The organism is Brevundimonas vesicularis (assembly GCF_027105095.1).
In the GTDB taxonomy this organism is placed as follows: Bacteria; Pseudomonadota; Alphaproteobacteria; order Caulobacterales; family Caulobacteraceae; genus Brevundimonas; species Brevundimonas vesicularis_E.
The window spans coordinates 171,607-196,415 of record NZ_CP114278.1 but is presented as its reverse complement, the minus strand read 5'-3'; the positions used below and the strand labels follow the sequence as shown (position 1 = coordinate 196,415).

The window sequence follows — 24,809 nt, the reverse complement described above, 5'->3', positions numbered from 1 at the left end:
GCGACGGTCCCCCATGAACATTCACGAATATCAGGCCAAGCAGGTCCTCAAAGGCTTCGGCGCACCCGTCGCCGAAGGCGTCGCGGTGACGTCGGTCGATCAGGTCGAGGCGGCCGCCAAGTCGCTGCCCGGTCCGCTCTATGTCGTGAAGTCGCAGATCCACGCCGGCGGCCGCGGCAAGGGCAAGTTCAAGGAACTGCCGGCCGACGCCAAGGGCGGCGTTCGCCTGGCCTTCTCGGTCGAGGAAGCCGTCGCTCACGCCAAGGAAATGCTGGGCAACACCCTGGTCACCGCCCAGACGGGCGACGCCGGCAAACAGGTCAACCGCCTCTACATCGAGGACGGCGCCGACATCGAGCGTGAACTGTACTGCTCGCTGCTGGTCGATCGCGCCTATGGCCGAATCGCCTTCGTCGTTTCGACCGAAGGCGGCATGGACATCGAAACCGTCGCCCACGACACGCCCGAGAAGATCCAGAACATCGTCATCGACCCGAGCGCGGGCGTGACCGACGCCGACGTCGCCGCCATCACCGCCGCCTACGGCCTGACGGGCGCCGCGGCCGAAGACGCCAAGTCGCTGTTCCCCGCCCTGTACAAGGCCTTCGTCGAGAAGGACATGGACATGCTGGAGGTGAACCCCCTGATCGTGATGAAGGACGGCCATCTGCGTGTTCTGGACGCCAAGGTCAGCTTCGACGGCAACGCCCTGTTCCGCCACGACGACATCAAGGAACTCCGCGACGAAACCGAAGAAGACGCCAAGGAGATCGAAGCGTCCAAGTGGGACCTCGCCTACGTCTCGCTGGACGGCAACATCGGCTGCATGGTCAACGGCGCCGGTCTGGCCATGGCGACGATGGACATCATCAAGCTGTACGGCAAGGAGCCGGCCAACTTCTGCGACGTCGGCGGCGGCGCCGGCAAGGAGAAGGTCGCGGCGGCCTTCAAGATCATCACCGCCGACCCGAACGTCCAGGGCATCCTGGTCAACATCTTCGGCGGCATCATGAAGTGCGACGTCATCGCCGAGGGCGTGGTCGCGGCCGTGAAGGAAGTGGGCCTGAAGGTGCCGCTGGTGGTGCGTCTGGAAGGCACCAACGCCGAGCTGGGCAAGAAAATCCTGAACGAGTCGGGCCTGACCATCCAGGCCGCCGACGACCTCGACGACGCCGCCCAGAAGATCGTCGCGGCGGTCGGCTGACCTGCCGATAACCGGCGGCCGGGTCTAGCGACGATGACAGGCTTCGACGTCGTCGCCATGGCCCTGGCCCCGGAACGGCACATCGGCGTCTTCGTCGATCATTACCGGGCGAGGGGCGCCCAGCGTGTGCGGGTCTATTTCGACGGACCCGCTTGCGCCGCCCCTCACCCGAAGGCCGTCGGCTTATCCGACGACGAGCTGATCATCTGCGACGACGCCTTTTGGGCGGCGCGCGGCGGTCATCCCGCCTCGGTTGAGGCCCGCCAGCGCATCGTCTACGCCGACGCCTATCGCGACCTGCAGGCCGACTGGCTGGTGATCGTGGATATCGACGAGCTGATCTTCGGGCCGGTCGATCTGGCCGCTGCGCTTCAGGCCGTGCCAGCCGGGCGCGATCTGGCGATCTTTCCCACGGTCGAGGCGGTGTGGCGCGCCGGCGACGACCTGAACCGCGAATACGGCGCCGTCCTGGCGCGCAAATCCTACAGCGGGCCAGGCTGGTCCGAGCTTGGCCATCTGCTCTACCCGGGCGCGGGGGCCTTTTTCGTGAGGGGTCTGCTGGGCCACCACATGGGCAAATATGCGCTGCGGCGCGGACTGGACTGCGCCACCCCCTGCATCCACGAAGCCAAGCGGAACGAGGTTCCGCTGAAGGCCGCGCGACCGCGCGATCCGCGCACGGGCCGGCCCGTGCGGCTGCTGCACTACGACGCCATCAACCTGGACGCCTGGCGGGCCAAGTGGGACCGGCGCCTGACCGCAGGCGACACGGTCGAGATCGGACGTCGCCGTCGTCGTCAGCAGGCGACCTATGCCGCCGCGCGCGACACCGGCGGAGAGCGCGCCCTGTTCGCCAGACTCTACAGCCTGAACCGCCTGCAGGAGGCGGTCCTGCGCGGACTGGGCCTGCTGCTGGACATCCCGCGCGAGCCAGGGTCGGTTCGCGACTGACTTGCCCGCCAGCCCTCCACGGCCTATGTGCTCCACATAACCCGTGTAAGGCCATGACCCGCAACATCACCCTCGCCATCGACGACGCCCTGCTCGACAAGGTGCGGGTGCTGGCGGCCATGAAGCGGACGACCGTCAACGAGGCGGTGCGCGGCTTTCTGACTGAGTGGGTCCAGCAGGAAACGTCCAAGGACGAGGCGCGTGAAGCGCTGCTGAAATTGATCGACCAATCCAAGGGTCGTATGGGCGATTGGCGTCCCGGAAAGCGCGACGAGATCTACAGTGGGGATCGGCGGTTTGATCGCTAATTCCGATGTCTTTCTCGACACCAACATCCTGCTCTACGCCGCCTTGGGGCAGGAGCATGCGGGTCATCGTTGGGAGCGGGCGCGTGAGATCGCGCTGACCGAGGACTATTGCACCTCGGGCCAGGTGTTGACCGAATTCTACAATGTCTCGACCCGAAAGGGCGCGCCGCCGTTGACGTCCGACGAGGCGCGCGAGTGGATTCGGGTCATCGCCTTGAAGCCTTGCCAGCCGGTCACGCCCGAAGTGGTCGTCGCCGGCATCGCCAACGCGCGTCGCTACCAACTGTCCTATTGGGACGGCGCGATCATCGCCGCAGCCGAGCGCCTGGGCGCCAAGGTGCTTTATTCCGAAGACCTCTGTCACGGGCAGACCTATGGGTCGGTCCGCGTCGAAAACCCTTTCCTTCCCGCCTAACCCAACCAGCGAGACCTCATGTCCATCCTCGTCGACAAGAACACCAAGATCATCGTCCAGGGCCTGACCGGCAAGACCGGCGGCTTCCACACCGAACAGGCCCTGGCCTATCACGGCACCCAGATGGTCGCCGGCGTGCACCCCTCCAAGGGCGGCACGAACTGGACCGGCTCGCACGGCGAAACCCTGCCGATCTACGCCTCGGTCGCCGAAGCCCGCGACGCCACGGGCGCCGACGCCTCGGTGATCTATGTCCCGCCGTCGGGCGCGGCCGCTGCGATCATCGAAGCCATCGACGCCGAAATCCCGTTCATCACCTGCATCACCGAGGGCATCCCGGTGATGGACATGGTCAAGGTCAAGCGTCGCCTGGAAGGCTCCAAGTCGCGCCTGCTGGGCCCGAACTGCCCCGGCATCCTGACGCCGGACGAGTGCAAGATCGGCATCATGCCGGGCAATATCTTCAAGAAGGGCTCGGTCGGCATCGTGTCGCGTTCGGGCACCCTGACCTATGAAGCCGTGTTCCAGACCACCAACGAAGGCCTGGGCCAGACCACGGCCGTCGGCATCGGCGGCGACCCGGTCAAGGGCACAGAGTTCATCGACGTGCTGGAGCTGTTCCTGGCCGACGAGGAAACCACCTCGATCATCATGATCGGCGAAATCGGCGGCGGCGCGGAAGAAGACGCCGCCCAGTTCCTGATCGACGAAGCCAAGAAAGGCCGCAAGAAGCCGATGGCCGGCTTCATCGCGGGCCGTACCGCTCCGAAGGGCCGCACCATGGGCCACGCCGGCGCCGTCGTCTCGGGCGGCAAGGGCGATGCGGAATCCAAGATCGCGGCGATGGAAGCCGCCGGCATCCGCATGTCGGAATCGCCCGCGCGCCTCGGCAAGACCCTTGTCGAAGTCCTGAAGGGTTGATGCTCTCTGTTTGATCGCGTTTCGGCATCAAATATGCCGAGCGACGCATTGATGGACGCCCTCGGCTCAGGCCGGGGGCGTTTTTTTCTTGGGCCTGCGACCAATTTCCTACCAAATTGCCCCGTTTCGGTCATGACCCGTCAGGAAACGACGCCTATATGACGGGCGCGCCCCTCACGGAGATGTGTCCGTCGGGGCCCAGGGATTGCGAAACGATGGCGGACGATGCCGGTCGGCTGAACCAGGTCTTTGCCGAGACCTCATTCCTCTACGGGTCCAATGCGGCCTATGTTGAGGAGCTTCAGGAGAAGTGGGCGAAAGACCCCGGCTCCGTTTCCGCCGAATGGAAAGCCTTCTTCGACCAACTGCGCGACAACGCCGCCCTGGTGACCGCCTCGGCCGGAGCCGGGAGCTGGGGTCGCGGCGTGGCGACCGAACCGACGGAGGAGACCGGCGTCTTCGACGGCCGTTGGCCGGCGCCTAAGCCCGATCCCAAAAAGCCTGGCGCTGCGCCGGCTGCTGCGCCCAAGGCCGCGTCCGCCGACGTCTCGGCCGATGCGATCCGCGCCGCCGCCCACGATTCCATCCGCGCCCTGATGCTGATCCGCAGCTATCGCGTGCGGGGTCACCTGCAGGCCAAGTTGGACCCGCTGGGCATCGAACAGCCGGTCGAGAACCCCGAGCTGACGCCGGAATTCTACGGCTTCACCGGCGCCGATCTGGACCGCCCGATCTTCCTGGACGGCGTCCTGGGTCTTCAGACCGGCACGATCCGCGAAGTGCTGGAGATCCTGAAGCGCACCTACTGCGGCACGGTCGGCATCCAGTTCATGCATATCGCCGAGCCGGAAGAGAAATCCTGGCTGCAGCAGCGGTTCGAGGGCGCCGACAAGTTCGAGCAGAACGCCTTCTCCAAGGAAGGCAAGCTGGCCATCCTGTCCAAGCTGGTCGAGGCCGAAGGCTTCGAACGCTTCCTGCACAAGCGCTTCCCCGGCACCAAGCGCTTTGGCCTGGACGGCGGCGAGGCCATGGTCCCGGCGCTGGAGCAGGTCATCAAGCGCGGCGGTTCGCTGGGCGTCGACGAGGTCGTGCTCGGCATGGCCCACCGCGGCCGCCTGAACGTGCTCGCCGCCGTGATGGGCAAGCCCTATAAGGTCATCTTCCACGAGTTCCAGGGCGGCTCGGCCGTGCCGAGCGACATCGAAGGCTCGGGCGACGTCAAATATCACATGGGCGCCTCGTCGAACCGCGAGTTCGACGGCAACCACGTCCACCTGTCGCTGACCGCCAACCCGTCGCACCTTGAAATCGTCAACCCGGTCGTGCTGGGCAAGGCGCGCGCCAAACAGGCGTTCGACATTCGCGAGGCCAACGAGGGCGTGCCGGAAGGGCAGTGGGCTCTGGACCGCTCCAAGGTCGTGCCCCTGCTGATCCACGGCGACGCCGCCTTTGCCGGCCAGGGCGTGGTCGCGGAGTGTTTCGCCCTGATGGGGCTGAAGGGTTACCGCACCGGCGGCACGCTGCACTTCGTCATCAACAACCAGATCGGCTTCACCACCAGCCCGCGCAACTCGCGCTCGTCGCCCTATCCGTCGGATGTGGCCCTGATGGTCCAGGCGCCGATCTTCCACGTCAACGGCGACGACCCCGAGGCGGTCGTCTTCGCGTCCAAGGTGGCCACCGAATACCGCCAGAAGTTCCACAAGGACGTGGTGGTGGACATGTTCTGCTACCGCCGCTTCGGCCACAACGAAGGCGACGACCCCACCTTCACCCAGCCGCTGATGTATTCGAAGATCCGCGCCCAGCCCTCGACCCGCGAACTGTATTCGCAGCGTCTGGTGGCCGAAGGCGTGATCAGCCAGGCCGAGGTGGACGCCGAGGTCGAGCGGTTCGAGAAATTCCTCGACGAGCAGTTCGAGGCCGGCAAGACCTGGTCCGCCGAGAAGGCCGATTGGCTGGACGGCCAGTGGCAGGGCTTCCAGTCGCCCAAGGACGAACTGCGCGGCGACACCGCCGTGCCGCTGGCCAAGCTGACCGACCTGGGCCACCGCCTGACCACGATCCCCAACAGCGTCGACATGCACAAGACGCTGAAGCGCGTCATCGACGGCCGCCGCGAAGCCATCACCTCGGGTCAGGGCCTGGACTGGGCCACGGCCGAGAGCCTGGCGTTCGCCTCGCTGGTCGATGAAGGTTTCCCGATCCGTCTGTCGGGTCAGGATTCGGTGCGCGGCACCTTCTCGCAGCGTCACTCGGGCATCATCGATCAGACGACCGAAGAGCGCTACATCCCGCTCAACAACCTGCGCGAAGGCCAGGCCAATTTCGAAGTCATCGACTCGGCCCTGTCCGAAGAGGCGGTGCTGGGCTTCGAGTACGGCTACTCACTGGCCGACCCCAATACGCTGGTCATGTGGGAGGCCCAGTTCGGCGACTTCGTGAACGGCGCCCAGGTGGTGATCGACCAGTTCATCAGCTCTGGCGAACGCAAGTGGCTGCGCATGAGCGGCCTGACCATGCTGCTGCCGCACGGCTATGAAGGCCAGGGGCCGGAACACTCCTCGGCCCGTCTGGAGCGCTTCCTGCAGGCCTGCGCCGAAGACAATATGCAGGTCGCCAACTGCACCACCCCGGCCAACTACTTCCACATCCTGCGTCGCCAGATGCACCGGCCGTTCCGCAAGCCGCTGATCCTGATGACGCCCAAGTCGCTGCTGCGTCACAAGAAGGCGGTATCCAGCCTGGCCGATCTGGCCGAAGGCTCGTCCTTCCACCGCGTCCTGCACGACGACGCCCAGACGCGGCCCGAGATCGCCGGCATCACGATCAAGGCGGACAAGGACATCCGCCGCGTCATCCTGTGTTCCGGCAAGGTCTATTACGACCTGCTGGACGCGCGCGAGAAGAAGGCCAAGGACGGCCAGGCGGTGGACGACGTCTACATCCTGCGTCTGGAGCAGTTCTATCCGTGGCCGATCCAGTCGCTGCGCAAGGAACTGGCCCGCTTCCCCAACGCCGAACTGGTCTGGTGCCAGGAAGAGCCGAAGAACATGGGCGGCTGGACCTTCGTGGATCCGTGGCTGGAGCTGACGCTGGACAAGCTGGACGTGAAGGCCAAGCGCGCCCGCTACGTCGGCCGTCCCGGCTCGGCCTCGACCGCCGCCGGTCTGATGAGCCGGCACCTGAAGGAACTCGAAGCCTTCACGACCGAAGCCTTCGCCTGATACACGTACAAAAGACCGACTAGAGACGAGCTGGACCTGACATGGCCGACATCCTGACCCCCGCCCTCGGTGAATCCGTCACCGAAGCCACCATCGCAAAGTGGACCAAGAAGGTCGGTGATCCGGTCAAGAAGGACGAACTGCTGGTCGAGCTGGAGACCGACAAGGTTTCGCTGGAAGTCGTCTCGCCCGCCGACGGCGTGCTGGGCGACATCAAGGCGGCCGAGGGCGACAACGTCGTTCCCGGCACGGTCCTGGGTTCGGTGACGGAAGGCGCATCCGCCGGCGCCGCTCCGGCCGCTGCGCCCGCCGCTGCCCCGGCCAAGGCCGCCAAGCCTGACGCCAAGGCCGCGCCGGCCGCCGCTGCTCCGGCCGCCGCCGCCGCGATTGACATCACCGTGCCGGTCATGGGTGAGAGCGTCGCCGAAGGCTCGATGGGCAAGTGGGTCAAGAAGAACGGCGACACGGTCAAGAAGGACGAACTTCTGGTCGAGATCGAGACCGACAAGGTCGCGGTCGAAGTCTCCGCCCCGGCTGACGGCGTTCTGACCATCGCCGCCGACGAAGGCGCGACCGTCACGCCGGGTCAGAAGATCGGCTCCATCTCGGGTTCTGGCGATGCGAGCGCGCCGGCCGCAGCCGCTCCGGTGCCCGCCGGCGACCCGGCCAACACCGGCTCGGCTCAGGTTTCGGGCACCAGGAACGAAACCCTGTCGCCCGCCGTCCAGCGCGTGGTCGGCGAGAACGATCTGGATCCCAAGGCCATCAACGCCACGGGGCCGAAGGGCAACATCACCAAGGCCGACGCCATCGCCGCCATCGGCCAGGCCTCGGCTCCAGCCCCTGCCGCCGCCGCTGCGCCCGCCGCGCCGCGCGCCGACCAGCCGCGTGAAGAGCGGGTGAAGATGACGCGCCTGCGTCAGACCATCGCCCGTCGCCTGAAGGAATCGCAGAACACGGCCGCCCAGCTGACCACCTTCAATGAGGTGGACATGACCAACGTCATGGCCCTGCGCGCCCAGTACAAGGACGTGTTCGAAAAGCGCCACGGCGTGAAGCTGGGCTTCATGTCCTTCTTCACCAAGGCCGTCGTCGCGGCCCTGCATGAGATCCCGGCCGTCAACGCCGAGATCGACGGCACGGACATCATCTACAAGAACCACTACGACATCGGCGTCGCCGTCGGCACCGACAAGGGTCTGGTGGTGCCCGTGCTCCGCGACGCGGATGCCCTGTCGCTCGCCGGCATCGAAAAGGGCATCGGCGCCCTGGGCAAGGCCGCGCGTGACGGCTCGCTGACCATGGATCAGATGCAAGGCGGCACCTTCACCATCACCAACGGCGGCACCTATGGCTCGCTGATGTCGACGCCGATCCTGAATGCGCCGCAGTCGGGCATCCTGGGCATGCACAACATCGTCCAGCGCCCGATGGCCATCAACGGCGAGGTCAAGATCCGCCCGATGATGTATCTGGCCCTCAGCTACGATCACCGCATCGTCGACGGCAAGGAAGCCGTAACCTTCCTAGTCCGGGTCAAGGAACTGCTGGAAGATCCGGCGCGGGCTCTGCTGGACCTCTGATTTCCTGAAAGGCGGCGATGATCTCGCCGCCTTTTTCTTTGCTGCGAGGCGCGACCATGCTGACCCTCTACACCGCGACCGGATCCTGCAGCCGGGCCAGCCATATCGCGCTGGAGGAGTCGGGGCTGGCCTATGAGGTTCGTCTGATCGACTTCGGCAAGGCCGAGCAACGTGAGCCGGCTTATCTGGCGATCAATCCCAAGGGGCGCGTTCCTGCGCTCGCGACCGATCAGGGCGTCCTGACCGAGAGCCCGGCCATTCTGGCGCACATCGCCGCCCTGTCGCCGCCCGGCCTGTTGGCGCCGACCGATCCCTTCGCCTTTGCGCGGATGCAGTCATTCAACCTCTATCTGGCCACCACCGTCCACGTCGCCCACGCCCACGGTCGCCGCGCCGCGCGCTGGAGTGACGATGCCGCCGCCCAGACGTCGATGGCGGCCAAGGTCACGCAGAACATGCGCGACAGCTTTGCTTTGATCGAGGCGGATCTGGCCGGCGAATGGGCGATGGGCGACGCCTATACGGTCGCGGACCCCTATCTGTTCACCTTCGCCGGCTGGCTGGAAAGCGACGGCGTGGACATCGCCGAGTTTCCGCGCGTCCAGGCGCATTTCGACCGCATGAAGGCGCGTCCGGCGGTCCAGCGCGCCCTGGCCGCCAAGGCGTAACGGGCGCGCTCGCAGACCAACGGTTGTGTCTAATTTGCGCCGGTCGTTAACGATCCGAATCGGCGTCGCATTTTCCCTGATTACAAGCGCGGAAAATGGCGCCTTATTTCGGACATGGAGTGGGCGGCGCGCGCAATAGGGATGTTCTACGTCTTGGGCGGACTGATGCTTTTGTATCAGGCCTGGCTCAACTGGCGTCTGCAACGGGCCCTGTCTGGCGTCATCGCCGTTCCCGCCAACGATCAGATCGCAGACGGGGTGATCGCCCTGGGCGGCGTGGTGGTCCTGATGTCGGGCGTCGCCCTGGCGGCGCTCAGCGCCTGGGCCGTGGTCGCCTTCCTCGCCGGTTGGGCGATCCAGGCCGCCTATCTGCTGTGGGTCAACCGCGCCGATCTCGACAGTCCCCTGGCCAGCGGTCGGTTGAAGTCGGTGCACGCCTTCGCGGCCTATACCGCCGTCACCGGCGTGGTGCTGTGGCTGCCGCTGACCGGCGTGCTGGGCTGATCAGCCGAACTCGGCTTCCAGATCGGCTAGGCGCGCCGCTTGATCCTCGGCGATCAGGGCGTTCAGCAGCGGATCGATGTCGCCTTCCATGATCTGGGGCAGGCTGTGCAGGGTCAGGTTGATGCGGTGATCGCTGACGCGCCCTTGCGGATAGTTGTAGGTGCGGATCCGCTCGGACCGGTCGCCCGACCCGACCTGGGACTTGCGGCTGTCCGAGCGGGCCAGATCCTTGGCTTGGCGCTGCATGTCGTACAGGCGCACGCGCAGGTTCTTCATCGCCTTGTCGCGATTGACGTGCTGGGACTTCTCCGACGACGTCACCATGATGCCGGTGGGCAGGTGGGTGATGCGCACGGCGGAATCGGTCGTATTGACGTGCTGACCGCCCGAGCCCGACGCGCGGAAGGTGTCGATGCGGATGTCCTTGTCGTGGATTTCGATCTCGACGTCCTCGACCTCGGGCAGGACCGCCACCGTCGCCGCAGAGGTGTGGATGCGCCCCTGCGACTCGGTCGTCGGCACGCGCTGCACCCGATGAACGCCGCTCTCGAACTTCAGCCGGCCGAACACGCCTTCGCCGGTCACCGTGGCGATGATTTCCTTATAGCCGCCGGCGTCGCCCTCGGTCGCCGAGTCCAGCTCGATCCGCCAGCCGCGCGTGGAGGCGTAGCGCGAATACATGCGGAACAGGTCGCCCGCGAACAGGGCCGCCTCGTCCCCGCCGGTGCCGGCGCGCACTTCCAGCACGGCCGAGGCGTTCTCGTCGGCGTCACGCGGGGCCAGAAGCAGCGCGACCTCGCGTTCCAACTCGGGCAGCCTGTCGGTCAGCGCTCGCAGCTCCTCCTCGGCCATCGCCGCCATTTCCGGATCGGCCGTCATGGCCTCCAGGTCCGCCATCTCGGCGCGCGCCCGCGCCAGGCCCTGAACCGCATCGACGACGGGCTTCAGCTCGGCGTGCTCCTTGGACAGCCGCACGATCTCGGCGCCGTCGGTCGCCGAACCCATGCGCGCCTCCACCTCGTGGAAACGGTCGAGCACCTGATCGAGACGGGCCTGGGGCAGTCGCAAGAGGGAAATGTCCTGAGAAAAAGCGGAGCGCCGTCCTTACCCGCCAGGGGGCGTCGTGTCGATTGCCGGCCTCGGAACGGGTCCGGCGCCGCGCTTGTGATCGGATGACGCCAGGGTCACGAGCGTCAGTTCGGGTGACGCGCGGTGTTCGAACCCCTTAGTTGACGCCGAACAGCCGTAAGGAGGACGCCATGTTCGATCGCCCGCCCCCGTTGCAGCCGAACGCCGCCGAGGTTGCCGAAAGCGTCGATCGTCTGTGCCGGCTGTACGACACCCGTCTGGTCGAGACCGGCGGCGAGCTGTCGCCCGAGGACGCGCGCGAACTGAGGGCCATGGCCGCCATCTACGATCTGGACACCGACCGTCCCTCGACCGAGGTCTGGCGCGACCTTCGCGCCGTGGTCACGCGCCAGGCGCCGCTTGACGCGACGGCGCCGGCCGAGGTCGAGGCCCTGACCCTGCTGGTGGTCGAGGACGATCCCGACGCCGCCGCCTCGCTGACCGAACTGCTGACCGAGGCAGGCCACAACGTCGTCGGCCCGTTCCATAGCGCCGCCGCCGCCGAGGCCGCCGCTGCGCTGCACAGCATCGATGCGGCCCTGCTGGACATCAACCTGTCCGGCGAGATGACCGGGGTGGAACTGGCCCGCGCCCTGACCGACCGTTGGGCCGTGCGGGTCATCTTCATCTCCGGCGATGTCGCCGCCGCCGCGAAGAATGCGGACATGGCCGAGGCCCTGGTGCTGAAACCCTACAATGGCGCGCAGATTCTGGAGGCGGTGGCGCGCCTCGCCTGAGGGGCGGATCGAGTCCCCCCGGCTTGCGTCGGCGGCGCAGCCGGGCGATCACGGATCATGCTGTCGAACCGGTCTCGCTACGCCCTGCGCGCCATGGTGCATCTGGCCGGTCTGCCGGACGGCGGTCCTGCGACCATCGCCGAGATCGCCGAGGCGGCGGCGGCTCCGCGAAAGTTCCTGGAGGCCATCCTGCTGGATCTGCGCCGTCAGGGTCTGCTGGCCTCGAAGCGGGGCAGGGCGGGCGGCTATGCGCTGGGCGCGCCCGCTGACGCCATCAGCTTCGCTGACGTGATCCGCGCGCTGGAAGGCCCGCTGGCCCTCGCGCCCTGCGCCTCGCGCACCGCCTATGGTCCGTGCGAGACCTGCCCGGATGTCGAGACCTGTCCGTTGCAGCCCGTGCTTCAGGACGGTCGCGACGCGATCGCCGCCGTCTTCGAGGCGCGAACCCTTCTGCAAGCCGCCGTCACTTCTTCTCCTATTGACCGACTAGGGAAATAACCCGCACCGTTCGCCCCCTATTCCAGAGGCCGTCATGCAAGATTTCCTGCTCTTCCTCGCCGTCGGTTTTCTGGCCCAGATCGTGGATGGGGCGCTGGGCATGGCCTATGGCGTGATCTCCTCCACCGTCCTGCTGTCGTTCGGTGTGCCGCCCGCCACGGCGTCGGCCAGCGTTCATGCTGCCGAGGTCTTCACCACGGCGGCCTCGGCCGGGTCCCATACGGTCAACAAGAATGTAAACTGGAAGCTGTTCGTGCCGCTGGCGCTCGGCGGCGTCGTCGGCGGCGGCTTCGGCGCCTTCGTCCTGACCAGCATCGACGGCGATCTGCTGAAGCCCTTCATCACCACCTATCTGGCCATCATGGGCGTGGTGATCATCTGGCGGGCAACGCGTCAGACGCGCGAGCGGATATTCCCGCGCAAGTTCGCCGGCCCCCTGGGCTTGGTCGGCGGCTTCTTCGACGCCATCGGCGGCGGCGGCTGGGGACCCACGGTCACCACCACCCTGGTCGGCACGGGCCAGGATCCGCGCGTGTCGATCGGCACCACCAATACGGCGGAGTTCTTCGTCACCTCCGCCATTTCCGCGACCTTCCTGGCCGCCCTGCTGACCGGACATTGGCAAGAGGCGGAGGGCTTCTCCACCCACGCCATGGCCGTGCTGGGCCTGATCCTCGGCGGCCTGATCGCCGCCCCCTTCGCCGGCGTCATCGCCCGCATCGCGCCGCGCCGCGCCCTGACCTACGGCGTCGGCGCCGTGGTGCTCCTGTCCGCCGGCTATCAGGCCTTGCGTCTGTTCAAGGTGATCTGACATACGTCAGGTTGCGCGGGGCGATTTTCAGGGTATCTTCCCTCAGCGCAGTGTTGCGCATGGGGCTTATCATGAAACTTCAATATGTTGGCGCGGCCGTGGCTGCGCTTTGCGTCAGCGGCTGTGTCTCGTCGGGCAGCGGCGACACCATTCTGGCTATGCCGCGTGAACAGGCGGCGCGCATGTCAGTGGGGCAAATCGTCCTAGCTAGCCGTCCCGACAATGTCTCGGCTGATTTCGATCAGGTTTTTGCGACCCAAATCCGCGAAGAAATGGACAAGTGCGCAAAGGGCGCAACGCCTCTGCGACTCGAGGTCCGCATCACGGAGTTTAAACGCGCCAATCCAGCGATGACCTTCCTGGTTGGCGACTCTAATGTCATCAAGGGTCAGGCTGTGCTGATCGATCCGGCTACCGGCCAGAAGGTCGCAGATTTCGACATCGCCCGCTCTGTCGGCGGAGGCGGTCTGATCGCGGCGGCGGGCATGAGCCAAGCCGAAGAGCAGATGACCGGAGCCTTTGGTCAGGAAATCTGCAAACGCGCTTTCGGCGCCTAGAAGGATTGTCAGGACGCGCGGATCGCGCGTCCTGACACCGTCCTCACCGCGTCAGAGCGGCGACGAAGGCCGGATCGGCCATCAGTTCCTTGAGAGCCAGGCTCAGCGCTTGAGAGAGCGTTGTTGCAGCGTTTCCGCCGTTCGCAAGTTGCACGGTCCGCTCGGCTTGCCCGGCAATGGCGCGACGATAGACTTCCGCGCCCGCTGCATTGGTGACTGTGACAGTCAGACCGACATCGGCCTTGGACTTGCCGGCCAGCATTCCGACGGAGAAGTCATTGTAGAAGGTCGTCACCTCTGCATTTACCCGAGCGCCGGCGTCGCCCACCTGATAGCCGCGTTGACGGAGTTCGGCGGCGATGGCGTCACGCACGATGTCGGTCACCTCGACCTGAGACCGGATCGCGGCCATTTCCATGCCGTAACCGTTGATCTGGGCGCCGATGCGTGCGCGGTTTTCCGTTCGGGCGTCGCTGGAAGCGACGGTGACCCGAATACTCTGCGCGCCGGGCGTCGGCGCCGCCGAGCTGACGGCGTATGGCACAGGCACGATGTCTTCGGACGTGGCGCACGCGCTAAGCCCCACAAGCCCAGCCAGAGCCAGACCTGCGAAGAGGTTCGATTTCATAGAGTTTTCCCCCAAGGAACGAGAATCGGCGAGACGCCGATCCGCGTTTCTAGCGCGAGGAATGTGAAGGGCGCTACCCGGCGCTGCGAAAAGCCGCGGCCTTATTCCGCCGCCTCAAGCGCCGCCGCGCGCGCAGCGTCCAGTTCGGCGGCCTTCTGTTCGACCAGGTCGACGATGTGGTCGATCATGCCGTCGTTGGCCTGTTTGTGGGCGATCTTGCCGTTCAGATAGATCATGCCCGCGCCCTTGCCGCCGCCGGTGAAGCCGATGTCGGTATAGAGGGCCTCGCCCGGTCCGTTCACGACGCAGCCGATCACCGACAGGCTCATCGGCGTCGAGATATGGGCCAGCTTCTCTTCAAGCACCGCCACCGTCTCGATGACGTTGAAGCCCTGACGCGCGCAGGACGGGCAGGCGATGATGTTGACCCCGCGGTGGCGCAGACCCAGAGACTTCAGGATGTCGAAGCCGACCTTGATCTCCTCCACCGGATCGGCGGCCAGGGATACGCGGATGGTGTCGCCGATCCCTGCCCACAGCATCGACCCCAGGCCGATGGCGGACTTGATCGTGCCGGTGCGCAGCGGTCCGGCCTCCGTCACGCCCAGGTGGAGCGGGCAGTCGATCGCCTCGGCCAGCTGCTGATAGGCGGCGACGGTCAGGAACGGGTCGGACGCCTTCACCGAGATCTTGAACTCGTGGAAGTCGTGGTCCTGCAGGATGCGGGCGTGGTTCAGGGCGCTCTCGACCATGGCGTCGGGGCAGGGCTCGCCGTATTTTTCCAGCAGTTCCTTTTCCAGCGAGCCGGCGTTGACGCCGATCCGCATCGAGCAGCCATTATCCTTGGCCGCCTGGATGACGTCCCGGACGCGGTCGGCCGAACCGATGTTGCCCGGATTGATGCGCAGGCAGGCGGCGCCCGCCTCGGCCGCCTCGATGCCGCGCTTGTAGTGGAAGTGGATGTCGGCGACCAAGGGGACCTTGGCCTCGCGCACGATGGTCTTGAAGGCGGCGGTCGATTCCACGTCGGGGCAGGAGACGCGCACGATGTCGGCGCCGGCCTCTTCCAACTGGCGAATCTGGTCGATGGTCGCCGCCGCGTCCGTCGTCGGCGTATTGGTCATCGACTGGACGCTGATCGGGGCGTCGCCGCCCACCAGGACGGAGCCGACGCGGATCTGGCGGCTCTTGCGACGCTCGATGTGGCGCCAGGGTCGGACGTGCGTATGGTCGCTCATGGGAGCATCATATAGGCCGATGATGACGGCGGGACCACGGCCGACGCATCAGTTCGGCGCGGGGGCGGGTGAAGCGGGCGCGGGCGCGGGGGGAGGCGTCGCGGCCGCCTGGGTCCGAGCCCGGGCGGCCTGAGCCTGAGCCTGGGCCTGGGCCTGGGCGCGCGCCTGACTGGCGGCCAGCGCCTTGGCCGCCTGGTCCGCGCGACTGTTCAACTGGGCCAGCGGCGTCAGCACGCCGGCCAGGGGTCCGCCGTATTCGCCGTTCAGGAAGACGTCGAAGGCGGCCGGGTCGGACACGTCCACCGTCGCCGCCACGCCGATCGGCGCGCGCCAGGCTTCGCCCGGCGCCATCTGACGCGCGAACAGGGCCTGACCGTCGCCCAGCCGCACGACCAGGGCGCCGGCCGTTTTAGCCTGGATCACCACCATCGAGGCGTTGGCCGAGGCGCCATAGACGGCCCCGCGCGGGTTGAACGCCTTCTGCACCGGCTCCGGATTGGCGGCGGCGGCGATCACGGCCGGATCGGTCGGATCGACCCCGGTGAGTTCGGCCTCCAGCCCCGGGGTGATGTACAGCGCCGGCGTCGTCTGGTCGGGCGGCGCGGACATGGGCGCGCTGAGCGCGACCTGCGGATCGGGATCGGCCGCCCCGGTCCAGGTCTTTGGCACGGCGGCGATATCGGACGGATGGGCGGTCCGATGCAGGCTGGCGCGCTGGAACACGTTCCAGCCGATGACGGCGACCACCACGGCGGCGATGCCGGCGACGATGCGCGGCGAATGGCGTTTCACGTCCTCGAAGGCGATGCCGATGGGCGCCTTCAGCGGCACGGAGGTGTCCGGGCTCTCGCGCTTGAACCGCTCGACGGCGGTCTGTTCGTCCAGCGCCAGGGCCGAGGCATAGGCCCGGACATAGCCCAGGGCGAAGACGCGCGAGGGCAGGGACGACCAGTCGTTCTGCTCCAGGGCGGTCAGGAACCGGCGATGGACCTTGGTCTCGGCGGCCAGCTCGGCCGGCGACTTGCCCGACCGCTCGCGGGCGGCCCGAAAGCCGTCGCCCAGGGTCGCAGCGTCCACGAAGGCGGCCGTCGGATCCGGCCGGTCCGCAATGCTTTCGATCGCCTCGGGGGCGACCCCCGCATTCAGCGTCATGACGCCTGACCCCATGTCCGGGAAACACAGCGCCGACGCGCCGTTCACAGGGCCCGAGATAGACGATTGCGCGCCGACCAGCAACGCCGCCCGTGCGTCCAGACGGCTGCGATCAGACCGCGACGTTCAGCTTGCGCGCCAGGGATTCGATCTCGTTACGAACCGAGCCGGTGGACAGGTTCAGCAGATTGGCCATGCCGCGCCGGGCCGCATTCAGGTCCGCCGACAGGATCATCCGCTTGACCGGCCCGACACCGCCCGCCGGCGCCGACAGTCGGGTGAAGCCCAGCACGATCAGGGCGAAGGCCTCCAGCGGCCGCCCCGCCAACTCGCCGCAGATCGAGACCGGCGTGCCGGTGTCGGCGCAGGCCTTCTGGATGGTCTGGAGCGCACGCAGGGTCGGCGGCGACAGCGGGTCGTAGCGATCCGAAACCAGTGGATTGGTCCGGTCGGCCGCATACATGTACTGGAACAGGTCGTTGGTGCCGATGGAGACGAAATCCGTCAGCGGCAGCAGGGCGTCCAGATGCCACAACAGGGACGGGCATTCGACCATCGCCCCGACGCGTAGCAGGGCGGGCAAGGCGCGCCCGCGACGCCGCGCCCAGGCGCATTCTATATCCACCAGCTCGCGCGCGGCCCGGAACTCGTCCACCGTGGCGATCATCGGGAACATGACGCGCAGTTCGCGCCCGGCCCCCGCCGCCAGCAGCGCCCGCAGCTGCATCCGCAACAGCGACGGCCGATCCAGACCCAAACGGATGGCGCGGCGGCCCAGCGCGGGGTTCTCTTCGCGCTCGGCCTCAAGATACGGCAGGACCTTGTCGCCGCCGATGTCCAGGGTGCGGAAGGTGACGGGTTTGTCGCCCGCCGCGTCCAGCACCAGCTTGTAGAGCGCCGTCTGGGCGTCCAGCCGGGGCAGTTCGTCCGAGACCATGAACTGGAACTCGGTGCGGAACAAGCCGATGCCCTCGGCGCCCGTCTCGATCATGTTTTCAAGATCGACCGCCAGACCGGCATTGGTCAGGACCGTGATCCGCTGCCCGTCCAGGGTCACGGCCGGCACGTCGCGCAGCTGGGCGAATTCGGCCTGGCGCTGTTCGCGCACGGCCATGCGCGACTGCACCGCCTCCAGCATATCGGGGCGGGGGCGCAGATAGGTCTCGCCGGTCTCGCCGTCGGCGATGACCATGTCGCCTTCCGACAGCCGGTCGCGCAGGCCCATCAGGCGCCCGACGCACGGAATCTGCAGCGCGCGCGCGACGATGGCGGCGTGGCTGGCGGCAGAGCCCTCTTCGAGCAACAGCCCCTTCAGCTTGTCGCGCGGATATTCCAGCAGGTCGGCGGGGCCCAGGTTGCGCGCCACCAGGATGGCGTCGTCGGGCAGTTCGCGCTCGCCCGGCTTGTCGCCCGCCAGAACCCGCAGCAGCCGGTTAGCCAGGTCCTCGAAGTCGTGAAGCCGCTCCCGGATATAGGGGTCGCGCGCCTGGGCGAAGCGGGCGCGGTGTTCGTTCCTGACCCGGTCCACCGCCGCCTCGGCCGTCAGACCGTTCCTCACCGCCTCCTCCAGCGACCGGTTCCAGCCCCGGTCGTCGGCGAACATCCGATAGGTTTCCAGAACCTCGAACGAAGGACCGGCCAGGCCCTGGCCCTTGTCCAGCATGACGTCCAGGCCGCTCTTCAGCGTGGCCAGCGCCAGCTTCAGTCGCGCCTCCTCCATCGCCGGGTCGTCGGAAAGCAACTTCTCGGGCGCCAGCGGCGCCTCGTGCAGAACCACATGACCGAAGGCCAGGCCGTCGGCGAACTTCTGGCCCTTCAGCCGTTCGGGCCGGTGCGGCGCCAGCTCGACGTCGCGCAGTTCGTCCTGGGCCAGCAGTTCGCCCGACGACACCGTCTCGGACAGGACCATGGCGATGGTCTGGATGTCCTCGACCTCTTCCTCGTCATAGCGCCGCTCGGTGCGGTTCTGGACGACCAGGACGCCGATGGCCCGGCCGCCGCGCAGCAGCGGGGCGCCCAGGAAGGCGTGATAGGGGTCTTCGCCCGTCTCGGGACGATAGGAGAAGGAGGGGTGCGATGGGGCGTCCGACAGGCTGATGGGCTGGGCCATCCGCGCCACTTCGCCGACCAGGCCCTCGCCGGGCCGCAGCCGGGTGTTGTGCACGGCGTCGGGGTTCAGACCCTCGGTGGCGAACAGCTCGAGCTCGCCCGACGCGCGACGCAGATAGATGGAGCAGACCTCGGCGACCATCGACCGGGCGATGATCTTGACGACCATGTTCAGCCGGTCCTGCGCCGGCGTCGCGCCCGCGCCGGCCCCGCCCAGAGCCTCGCGGATCTGGCGCAGGAGGATCCGGGGTCCTCTGGTCATCGCGCCGCCTGCCGGCATCATGTCTCCCGCGCCTTTTTCGTGGATATAGGCGCCCTGTTCAGATCACCTATACTGCGTCCAGACCATAGGCCGAATGCAGGGCGCGGACGGCCAGTTCGGCGTAGGCGGCGTCGATCAGCACGCTGATCTTGATCTCGGAGGTCGAGATCGCCTGGAACTTCACGCCCTTGTCGGCCAAGGCCTTGAACATGGTCTGGGCGACGCCCGCATGGCTGCGCATGCCCACGCCGACGACCGAGACCTTGGCCACGTCCTCGTCGACGCGGATTTCCTCGAAGCCGAGCTGATCCTTGGCGGCGGTCATCAGGTCGGCGGCGCGCACGGCGTCGCGACGGCCGGTCGTGAAGGTCAGATTGACGGTTCCAGCGGTGCGCGACTGGCTCTGCACGATCATGTCGACGTTGACGTTGGCCTCGGCCAGGCGCGTGAAGACGTCGGCGGGCGCGTCCACCCGGTCGGACAGGCCCAGCAGGGTGATGCGGGCCTCGTCACGGCTCATGGTCACACCGGACACGATACGTTTTTCCACGATCTCCTCCTCGTCGCAGATCAGGGTTCCACCCTTGTCGGGCATGACGCCATTCGCGTCGGGTTCGATAAAGCTGGACAGCACGCGGACCGGGACCTGTTTGGCCATGGCCAGCTCGACCGAGCGGGTCTGCAACACCTTGGCGCCCAGGGACGCCATTTCCAGCATCTCTTCGTAGGACACCTTGGCCAGACGGCGCGCGCGGTTCTCGATGCGCGGGTCGGTTGTATAGACGCCGTCCACGTCGGTATAGATATCGCAGGGGCAGCCTAGGGCCGCCGCCACGGCGACCGCCGAGGTGTCCGAACCGCCGCGCCCCAAGGTCGTGATCTTGCCGTCCGCCGTCACGCCCTGGAAGCCGGGCACGATGGCGATCTCGCCGGCGTCGACGGCGGCGCCCAGCTTCTCGCCGGGGATGTCTATGATGCGGGCGCGGGCGTGGGCGTCGTCGGTCAGGATCGGCACCTGCCAGCCCATCCACGAGCGGGCGTTGAAGCCCATGTTGCGCAGGGTCGCAGCCAGCAGGCCCGAAGTCACCTGTTCGCCCGAGGCGACCACCACGTCATATTCGTCGTCGCTGAGCGGCAGCCCCGCAGCGGCCGGTCCGGCGCCGTCGGTCCAGGCGACCAGTTCGTTGGTCTTGCCCGCCATGGCGGAGACGACGACGGCGACCTGTTTGCCCGCCGAGACTTCGGCCGCGACGATCCGCGCTGCGCGGCGAATGCGTTCGAGGTCGCCCATCGAGGTGCCGCCGAACTTCATCACCAGTCGTGTCGTATCGGGCCGCGTCATCGTGGCGTTCCGCCCCCTGCTTGCGTGAAAGGGCGCGAAGGTTCATCCCTCGCGTCATGACCGCTTCTAACGGCGCCGCTCCGTCTCGCCTACCCCAACAGGGGCATGGTTTTTCGCAAAATTCGTCCGAAACGGCGTTCGGCGCATCGATCGACCCCGCCGACGTGGCGCGCTTCTCGGCCCAGGCGGCCGAATGGTGGGACGCGCACGGGCCGTTCGCGCCGCTGCACCGCTTCAACCCGGCGCGGCTGGCCTTGATCCGCGACCAGCTTTGCACGCGGCTGGGCCGCGATCCCAAGGCGCGCGCGCCCTTCGAAGGTCTGACCCTGCTGGACGTGGGGTGCGGCGGCGGACTGATCGCCGAGCCGATGCGGCGGATGGGCTTTGAGGTCACCGCCATCGACGCCTCGTCCGAGAACATCGGCACGGCCCGCGCCCACGCCGACATGGTCGGCCTGGATATCGCCTATCGCGCCGCCACGGTCGAACAGATCGAGGCGGAAGGGGCCGGGCCGTTCGACGTGGTCCTGACGATGGAGGTGATCGAACACGTCGCCGATCCCGAAGCTTTCGTGCGCGCCTGTTCGCGCCTGGTCCGGCCGGGCGGAGTGATGATAGTCGCCACCCTGAATCGCACGCTGAAGTCGCTGGCCCTGGGCAAGGTGGCGGCGGAATACATCCTGCGCTGGGTGCCGGCCGGCACCCACGACTGGGGCCAGTTCCTGAAGCCAGAGGAAATCCGCACGATGCTGGCCGCCGAGCCGGTGACGGTCGAGGGGCCCTACGGCCTGAACTACGACCCGCTTCACGACCGATGGAGCCAGACCGACGATGCGGGCATCAACTATATGATGGTCGCCACGCGCGCCTGACCCGGCTTCTCCCTCCCCGCCCCGGGGAGGGTGGTCGCGCAAGCGACCGGGTGGGGGCGGCCGGCAAGGCCGCATCTGTCCGACCCACGACAGACTTGCGACGTGTCGCCCTGCCGCCCCCGCCCGGCTTCGCCTTCGGCTCAGCCACCCTCCCCCGCTGGGGGAGGGAGAGGCGCCCGTCCGCCTCTAGACCTTCGAAGCCCGGCTGCGCGTCCAGGCGTACAGGCCGAACACCGCGACGGCGAAGCCGACGATGCCCGCCATCATGGCCGGCCAGGCCGAACCCTCGGGCAGCATGGCGAAGGGCGCGTCGTCCCGGGTCGCCACGATGACCCCGGCGGTGAAGACGCCGAACAGGCTCTCGCCCACGATCAGGCCCGAGGCCAGCAGCACGCCCATCCGGCGCGCCACGTCCGCGTAGCGGGTGGACGAGACCGCCTTGTCGTAGATCCAGCCGGCGACGGCGCCGATGACCAGCATGGTGGTGACCGCAGCCGGCAGATAGAAGCCGATGCCGACGGCCAGCGGCGGCAGCTTAACCTTGCCCTTGGTCGCCTTCGACACGACCGCGTCCAGCACGATGATGACCACGCCGATCGCCGCGCCCAGACCAATCAGATCCCAGCGCAGGTCGCCGCCGATGACGCCGCGCGCCAGGGCCGAGATCAGGGTGGCCTGGGGCGCCGCCAGGGTCTTGGCGCCTTCCACGATGGCGGGCGGGCCGCCCTCGAAGCCGAAGGCCTGGTTCAGCAGGTTCAGGATAAAGGGGATCACCAGGGCGCCGGCGCCGACGCCGACGATCAGCGCGACCTGCTGGCGCCACGGCGTGGCCTCGACCAGCTGGCCGGTCTTCAGGTCCTGGAGGTTGTCATTGGCGATGACGGCGACGGCGAAGACCACCGCCGTCACGATCAGGGCGAAGGCGATGATCGACGGATCGGCCGGCACGCCCGCGATGGCCATGACGCCCAGCATCAACAGGGAGGCGATGACGATGGCCAGGATGCCGACGCCCGACACGGGGCTGTTCGACGAGCCGATCAGACCGGCCATATAGCCGCAGATGGCCGCCACGGCGAAGCCGATCAGCACCACATAGACCAGGCCGCCGATCACCAGGAGCGGCGTCGAAGAGGCCAGGGCTGGGGCGCTCTGGGCGAACCAGGCCAGCAGGCCGGCGATGCCGACCAGGCAGGCGACCGAAACGCCGCCCACCAGTTTGATCGGCAAATCCTGTTCGGTGCGCTCAAGCACCTCGCCGTGGGCGCGTTTGGCGTTGGCGGCCAGGGCCGAGGTCAGGCCGCCGATCAGCGGACCGGCCAGTTTGATCAGGGTCCAGATGGCGGCGACGCCGATGACGCCCGCGCCCATGAACCGCACCTCGCGCGCCCAGACGGTGGTCGCCAGCTCCTCGGCCGGCGCGCCGGCGGGCAGGGTCGAGGCGATCGACGGGATGCCGTGCGCCGTGAGCCAGGCGACGGTGTCCGGGCTCGTCAGGATCGGCACGGCGATGGCCCAGGCCAGCACCAGGCCGAACAGTTGCGCCAGACCGACCGTCAGGCCGATCAGGTGACCGGCGCCCAGCAGGGCGAACTGCATGCCGAAGCCCATGCCCGTGGCCCCGCCGCCCAGCGCGGCCGGCAGCTTGAAGAACTTGGCCGCTTCGCCTGCAAAGACCCGACCCGCGACCAGCAGGGCGTAGCCGGCCGACACCACGGCCCCGGCGACCACCACCCACAGGCCCGACTTGTTCTCGCGCACCGCGCTTTCGGTTTGTTCGGCCCCGCGCGAGCCGACCTTCAGCACCTCGGCGGCGGCGACGCCTTCGGGGTAGGGCAGGCCGCCGTTGACGACCAGCGCCCGGCGCAGCGGGATCGAGAAGGTCACGCCCAGCACGCCGCCCAGGATGCAGATCGCCACCGACTGCCAGAACGGAAACTCCAGCCACCAGCCGATCATCACCAGGCCCGGCAGGACGAAGATGATCGAACTCATGGCCCCGCCGACCGAGGCCACCGTCTGGACCGTCATATTCTCCCAGATGGTCGAGGTGCGGAACGCCCGCAGCACCGCCATCGAGATCACCGCCGCCGGAATGGCCGAGGCGAAGGTCAGGCCGACCAGCAGGCCCAGATAGGTGTTGGCGGCGGTGAAGATCACCGCCAGCAGGCAGCCCAGCACCAGGGCGCGGAGCGTCAGTTCTAGCCGACCCTTGGGGGCGGCGGCGGCGTCTGTCATATGCGAGGTCCCACGTTTGCGCGGACGTAAGCGCATTCTGTCGCAGGCGGCAACTGGTCGCGGTCAGATGCGAGGCCCACGGCCGCTTGGCCCCGCGACCCGGACGGGCTAGGACCGGGCCATGCCCGAACTTCCCGAGGTCGAAACCGTCCGACGCGGCCTGACGCCGGTTCTGGAGGGCGCGCGGCTGTCGCGGGTCCGGATCAACCGGCCCGACCTGCGATTTCCCTTCCCCGAGCGCTTCGTCGAACGGCTGGAGGGGGCGACGGTCCTGCGGATCGACCGGCGGGCCAAATATCTGCTGATGCCGTTGTCCACCGGCGAGACCTGGATCACCCACCTGGGCATGACCGGCCGCTTCACCCTGGACGGAACCCTGCTGGGCGAGTTCGAGGAGGCTGCGCCCATCGCCGGCAAGCACGAACATTTCAGCGGCTGCGCCATTCGCGATGGGGCGGCGACCCGCATCGGATACGCCGACGCGCGCCGGTTCGGCTTCATGGGCCTGATCTCCAGCGATCAGGTCGAGACCCATCCCTGGTTCGCCGGCCTGGGGCCAGAGCCGCTGGGCAACGGCTTTTCCGGCGCCCATCTGGTCGATGCCTTCGCCGGCAAGAAGCAGAACATCAAGGTCAGTCTGCTGGACCAGCGGATCGTCGCCGGCCCGGGCAATATCTATGTGTGCGAGGCCCTGTACCGCGCCCGCATCTCGCCCCTGGTCGCCGCTGGATCGGTGTCGAAGTCGCGGCTGGAGCGTCTGGCGACCGAGGTCCGCAACGTCCTGAACGACGCCATAGCGGCGGGCGGCTCGACCCTGCGCGACTTCGCCAACGCCGAGGGCGGCCAGGGCTATTTCCAGCACCGGTTCGACGTCTATGGCCGCGAAGGCGAGCCTTGCCGAGGCGAGACATGCACCGGCGTCGTCGCTCGCATCGTCCAGGGCGGCCGTTCCACCTTCTACTGCCCCTCCTGCCAGAAGCGATAAGCCTTCGAGGTCCGACCCATGCGCAAAATCCACCTGTGGATCAGTCTGATCGTCGGCGTCCTGGTCTGGGGCGCCTATTTCGTCCACTTCGTCAAGGGCTTGCGCGCCGGCGACCTCGGTGACCTGATCTGGTGGTTCGTCGCCGCCCTGGTCGTCGCGGCCGTCGCCGAGGCCGCCGCCACCGGCCTGATCGCCCGTCTGTTCCGTCGCCGCGCCCGCGTGCTGGAGGAAGGACCGACGCTTCAGGCGGCGCTGAAGGCGGGTCATGTCGCCCTGATGCTGCTTGTGGGCCTGGTCCTGCTCTCGGCCCTGGTCCTCGCCCTGTCGTCCGTCTTCGGCTGGACCTTGGACCTGTCCGGCGCGCGGGGTCAGGTGATCGCCGCCAATCTGCTGCTGGGCATGGTGGTCGTGGTCGAACTGGTCCGCGCCGCGCTGACCCTGGCGCTGATGCCCCGACGATAGCGGCTGCGC

At 67.6% G+C, this 24,809-nt stretch carries 23 protein-coding genes; 16 read left to right on the top strand and 7 right to left on the bottom strand.

What is annotated here, in order from left to right:
• Positions 1-13: 13 nt before the first annotated feature.
• From sucC to O2K97_RS00920, 9 genes are all read left to right on the top strand, one after another.
• A complete protein-coding gene (gene sucC / locus O2K97_RS00960; protein ID WP_017506562.1) occupies positions 14-1,204 on the top strand; it encodes an ADP-forming succinate--CoA ligase subunit beta in 1,191 nt (396 codons plus the stop codon).
• A 33-nt stretch (positions 1,205-1,237) separates the two neighbouring features.
• The gene (locus tag O2K97_RS00955) at positions 1,238-2,155 is read left to right on the top strand and encodes a hypothetical protein (RefSeq protein WP_269220103.1); all 918 of its coding nucleotides are present in this window, start codon (positions 1,238-1,240) and stop codon (positions 2,153-2,155) included.
• Positions 2,156-2,208: 53 nt separating this feature from the next.
• Entirely contained in the window at positions 2,209-2,463 is a 255-nt protein-coding gene (locus O2K97_RS00950) for a hypothetical protein (protein ID WP_269220102.1), read from the top strand.
• Entirely contained in the window at positions 2,453-2,878 is a 426-nt protein-coding gene (locus O2K97_RS00945; protein WP_269220101.1) for a PIN domain-containing protein, read from the top strand. Before O2K97_RS00950 ends, O2K97_RS00945 begins: the two co-directional genes overlap by 11 nt.
• An 18-nt stretch (positions 2,879-2,896) precedes the next feature.
• Complete coding sequence (gene sucD, locus O2K97_RS00940) at positions 2,897-3,799, top strand: succinate--CoA ligase subunit alpha (RefSeq protein ID WP_055754611.1); 903 nt, start codon at positions 2,897-2,899, stop codon at positions 3,797-3,799.
• Positions 3,800-4,014: 215 nt separating this feature from the next.
• Positions 4,015-7,026: a 2-oxoglutarate dehydrogenase E1 component gene (locus tag O2K97_RS00935; RefSeq protein WP_269220100.1), complete on the top strand. Its 3,012-nt coding sequence runs from the start codon at positions 4,015-4,017 to the stop codon at positions 7,024-7,026.
• A 41-nt stretch (positions 7,027-7,067) separates the two neighbouring features.
• Complete coding sequence (odhB, locus tag O2K97_RS00930) at positions 7,068-8,609, top strand: 2-oxoglutarate dehydrogenase complex dihydrolipoyllysine-residue succinyltransferase (protein ID WP_269220099.1); 1,542 nt, start codon at positions 7,068-7,070, stop codon at positions 8,607-8,609.
• A 17-nt stretch (positions 8,610-8,626) separates the two neighbouring features.
• Positions 8,627-9,277 carry a glutathione S-transferase family protein gene (locus O2K97_RS00925; protein ID WP_269220098.1) on the top strand — a complete coding sequence of 217 codons (651 nt, stop codon included), beginning with the start codon at positions 8,627-8,629 and terminating at the stop codon, positions 9,275-9,277.
• Between the two features lie 141 nt (positions 9,278-9,418).
• The gene (locus O2K97_RS00920; protein ID WP_265149999.1) at positions 9,419-9,781 is read left to right on the top strand and encodes a hypothetical protein; all 363 of its coding nucleotides are present in this window, start codon (positions 9,419-9,421) and stop codon (positions 9,779-9,781) included.
• On the opposite strand, the gene prfA is transcribed toward O2K97_RS00920, so the two are convergent.
• A complete protein-coding gene (prfA, locus tag O2K97_RS00915) occupies positions 9,782-10,849 on the bottom strand; it encodes a peptide chain release factor 1 (RefSeq protein ID WP_017505440.1) in 1,068 nt (355 codons plus the stop codon).
• A 191-nt stretch (positions 10,850-11,040) separates the two neighbouring features.
• On the opposite strand from prfA, the gene O2K97_RS00910 reads away from it, so the two are divergent.
• The 4 genes from O2K97_RS00910 to O2K97_RS00895 all read left to right on the top strand — a co-directional run bounded on the left by O2K97_RS00910 (position 11,041) and on the right by O2K97_RS00895 (position 13,512).
• Positions 11,041-11,646, top strand: a complete 606-nt coding sequence (locus O2K97_RS00910) for a response regulator (RefSeq protein WP_269220097.1) — start codon at positions 11,041-11,043, stop codon at positions 11,644-11,646.
• 57 nt (positions 11,647-11,703) lie between these two features.
• Positions 11,704-12,144 carry an RrF2 family transcriptional regulator gene (locus O2K97_RS00905; protein ID WP_055808795.1) on the top strand — a complete coding sequence of 147 codons (441 nt, stop codon included), beginning with the start codon at positions 11,704-11,706 and terminating at the stop codon, positions 12,142-12,144.
• A 34-nt stretch (positions 12,145-12,178) separates the two neighbouring features.
• A complete protein-coding gene (locus O2K97_RS00900; RefSeq protein WP_269220096.1) occupies positions 12,179-12,955 on the top strand; it encodes a sulfite exporter TauE/SafE family protein in 777 nt (258 codons plus the stop codon).
• Between the two features lie 71 nt (positions 12,956-13,026).
• Positions 13,027-13,512 (top strand): hypothetical protein, encoded by a 486-nt coding sequence (locus O2K97_RS00895; protein ID WP_157004473.1) that lies wholly within the window; start codon positions 13,027-13,029, stop codon positions 13,510-13,512.
• 43 nt (positions 13,513-13,555) lie between these two features.
• Here O2K97_RS00895 and O2K97_RS00890 read toward each other — a convergent pair whose 3' ends face one another.
• The 5 genes from O2K97_RS00890 to O2K97_RS00870 all read right to left on the bottom strand — a co-directional run bounded on the left by O2K97_RS00890 (position 13,556) and on the right by O2K97_RS00870 (position 20,243).
• Entirely contained in the window at positions 13,556-14,140 is a 585-nt protein-coding gene (locus tag O2K97_RS00890; RefSeq protein WP_017505445.1) for a YajG family lipoprotein, read from the bottom strand.
• Between the two features lie 101 nt (positions 14,141-14,241).
• On the bottom strand, positions 14,242-15,378 hold the full coding sequence (gene ispG, locus O2K97_RS00885; protein WP_017505446.1) for a flavodoxin-dependent (E)-4-hydroxy-3-methylbut-2-enyl-diphosphate synthase: 1,137 nt from the start codon (positions 15,376-15,378) through the stop codon (positions 14,242-14,244).
• A gap of 48 nt (positions 15,379-15,426) precedes the next feature.
• The gene (locus tag O2K97_RS00880) at positions 15,427-16,530 is read right to left on the bottom strand and encodes a helix-turn-helix domain-containing protein (protein WP_269220095.1); all 1,104 of its coding nucleotides are present in this window, start codon (positions 16,528-16,530) and stop codon (positions 15,427-15,429) included.
• Positions 16,531-16,642: 112 nt separating this feature from the next.
• Complete coding sequence (gene ptsP / locus O2K97_RS00875) at positions 16,643-18,901, bottom strand: phosphoenolpyruvate--protein phosphotransferase (protein WP_419466072.1); 2,259 nt, start codon at positions 18,899-18,901, stop codon at positions 16,643-16,645.
• Positions 18,902-18,968: 67 nt separating this feature from the next.
• A complete protein-coding gene (locus tag O2K97_RS00870) occupies positions 18,969-20,243 on the bottom strand; it encodes an aspartate kinase (RefSeq protein ID WP_269220093.1) in 1,275 nt (424 codons plus the stop codon).
• A gap of 56 nt (positions 20,244-20,299) precedes the next feature.
• Here O2K97_RS00870 and ubiG point away from each other — a divergent pair, with 56 nt between their 5' ends.
• A complete protein-coding gene (ubiG, locus tag O2K97_RS00865) occupies positions 20,300-21,115 on the top strand; it encodes a bifunctional 2-polyprenyl-6-hydroxyphenol methylase/3-demethylubiquinol 3-O-methyltransferase UbiG (protein ID WP_269220092.1) in 816 nt (271 codons plus the stop codon).
• Between the two features lie 186 nt (positions 21,116-21,301).
• On the opposite strand, the gene O2K97_RS00860 is transcribed toward ubiG, so the two are convergent.
• Positions 21,302-23,353 carry an OPT family oligopeptide transporter gene (locus O2K97_RS00860; protein WP_269220091.1) on the bottom strand — a complete coding sequence of 684 codons (2,052 nt, stop codon included), beginning with the start codon at positions 23,351-23,353 and terminating at the stop codon, positions 21,302-21,304.
• Between the two features lie 121 nt (positions 23,354-23,474).
• Here O2K97_RS00860 and mutM point away from each other — a divergent pair, with 121 nt between their 5' ends.
• Both mutM and O2K97_RS00850 read left to right on the top strand, forming a co-directional pair.
• Entirely contained in the window at positions 23,475-24,338 is an 864-nt protein-coding gene (mutM, locus tag O2K97_RS00855) for a bifunctional DNA-formamidopyrimidine glycosylase/DNA-(apurinic or apyrimidinic site) lyase (protein ID WP_269220090.1), read from the top strand.
• A gap of 18 nt (positions 24,339-24,356) precedes the next feature.
• Positions 24,357-24,800 (top strand): hypothetical protein, encoded by a 444-nt coding sequence (locus O2K97_RS00850; RefSeq protein WP_269220089.1) that lies wholly within the window; start codon positions 24,357-24,359, stop codon positions 24,798-24,800.
• Positions 24,801-24,809: the final 9 nt, after the last annotated feature.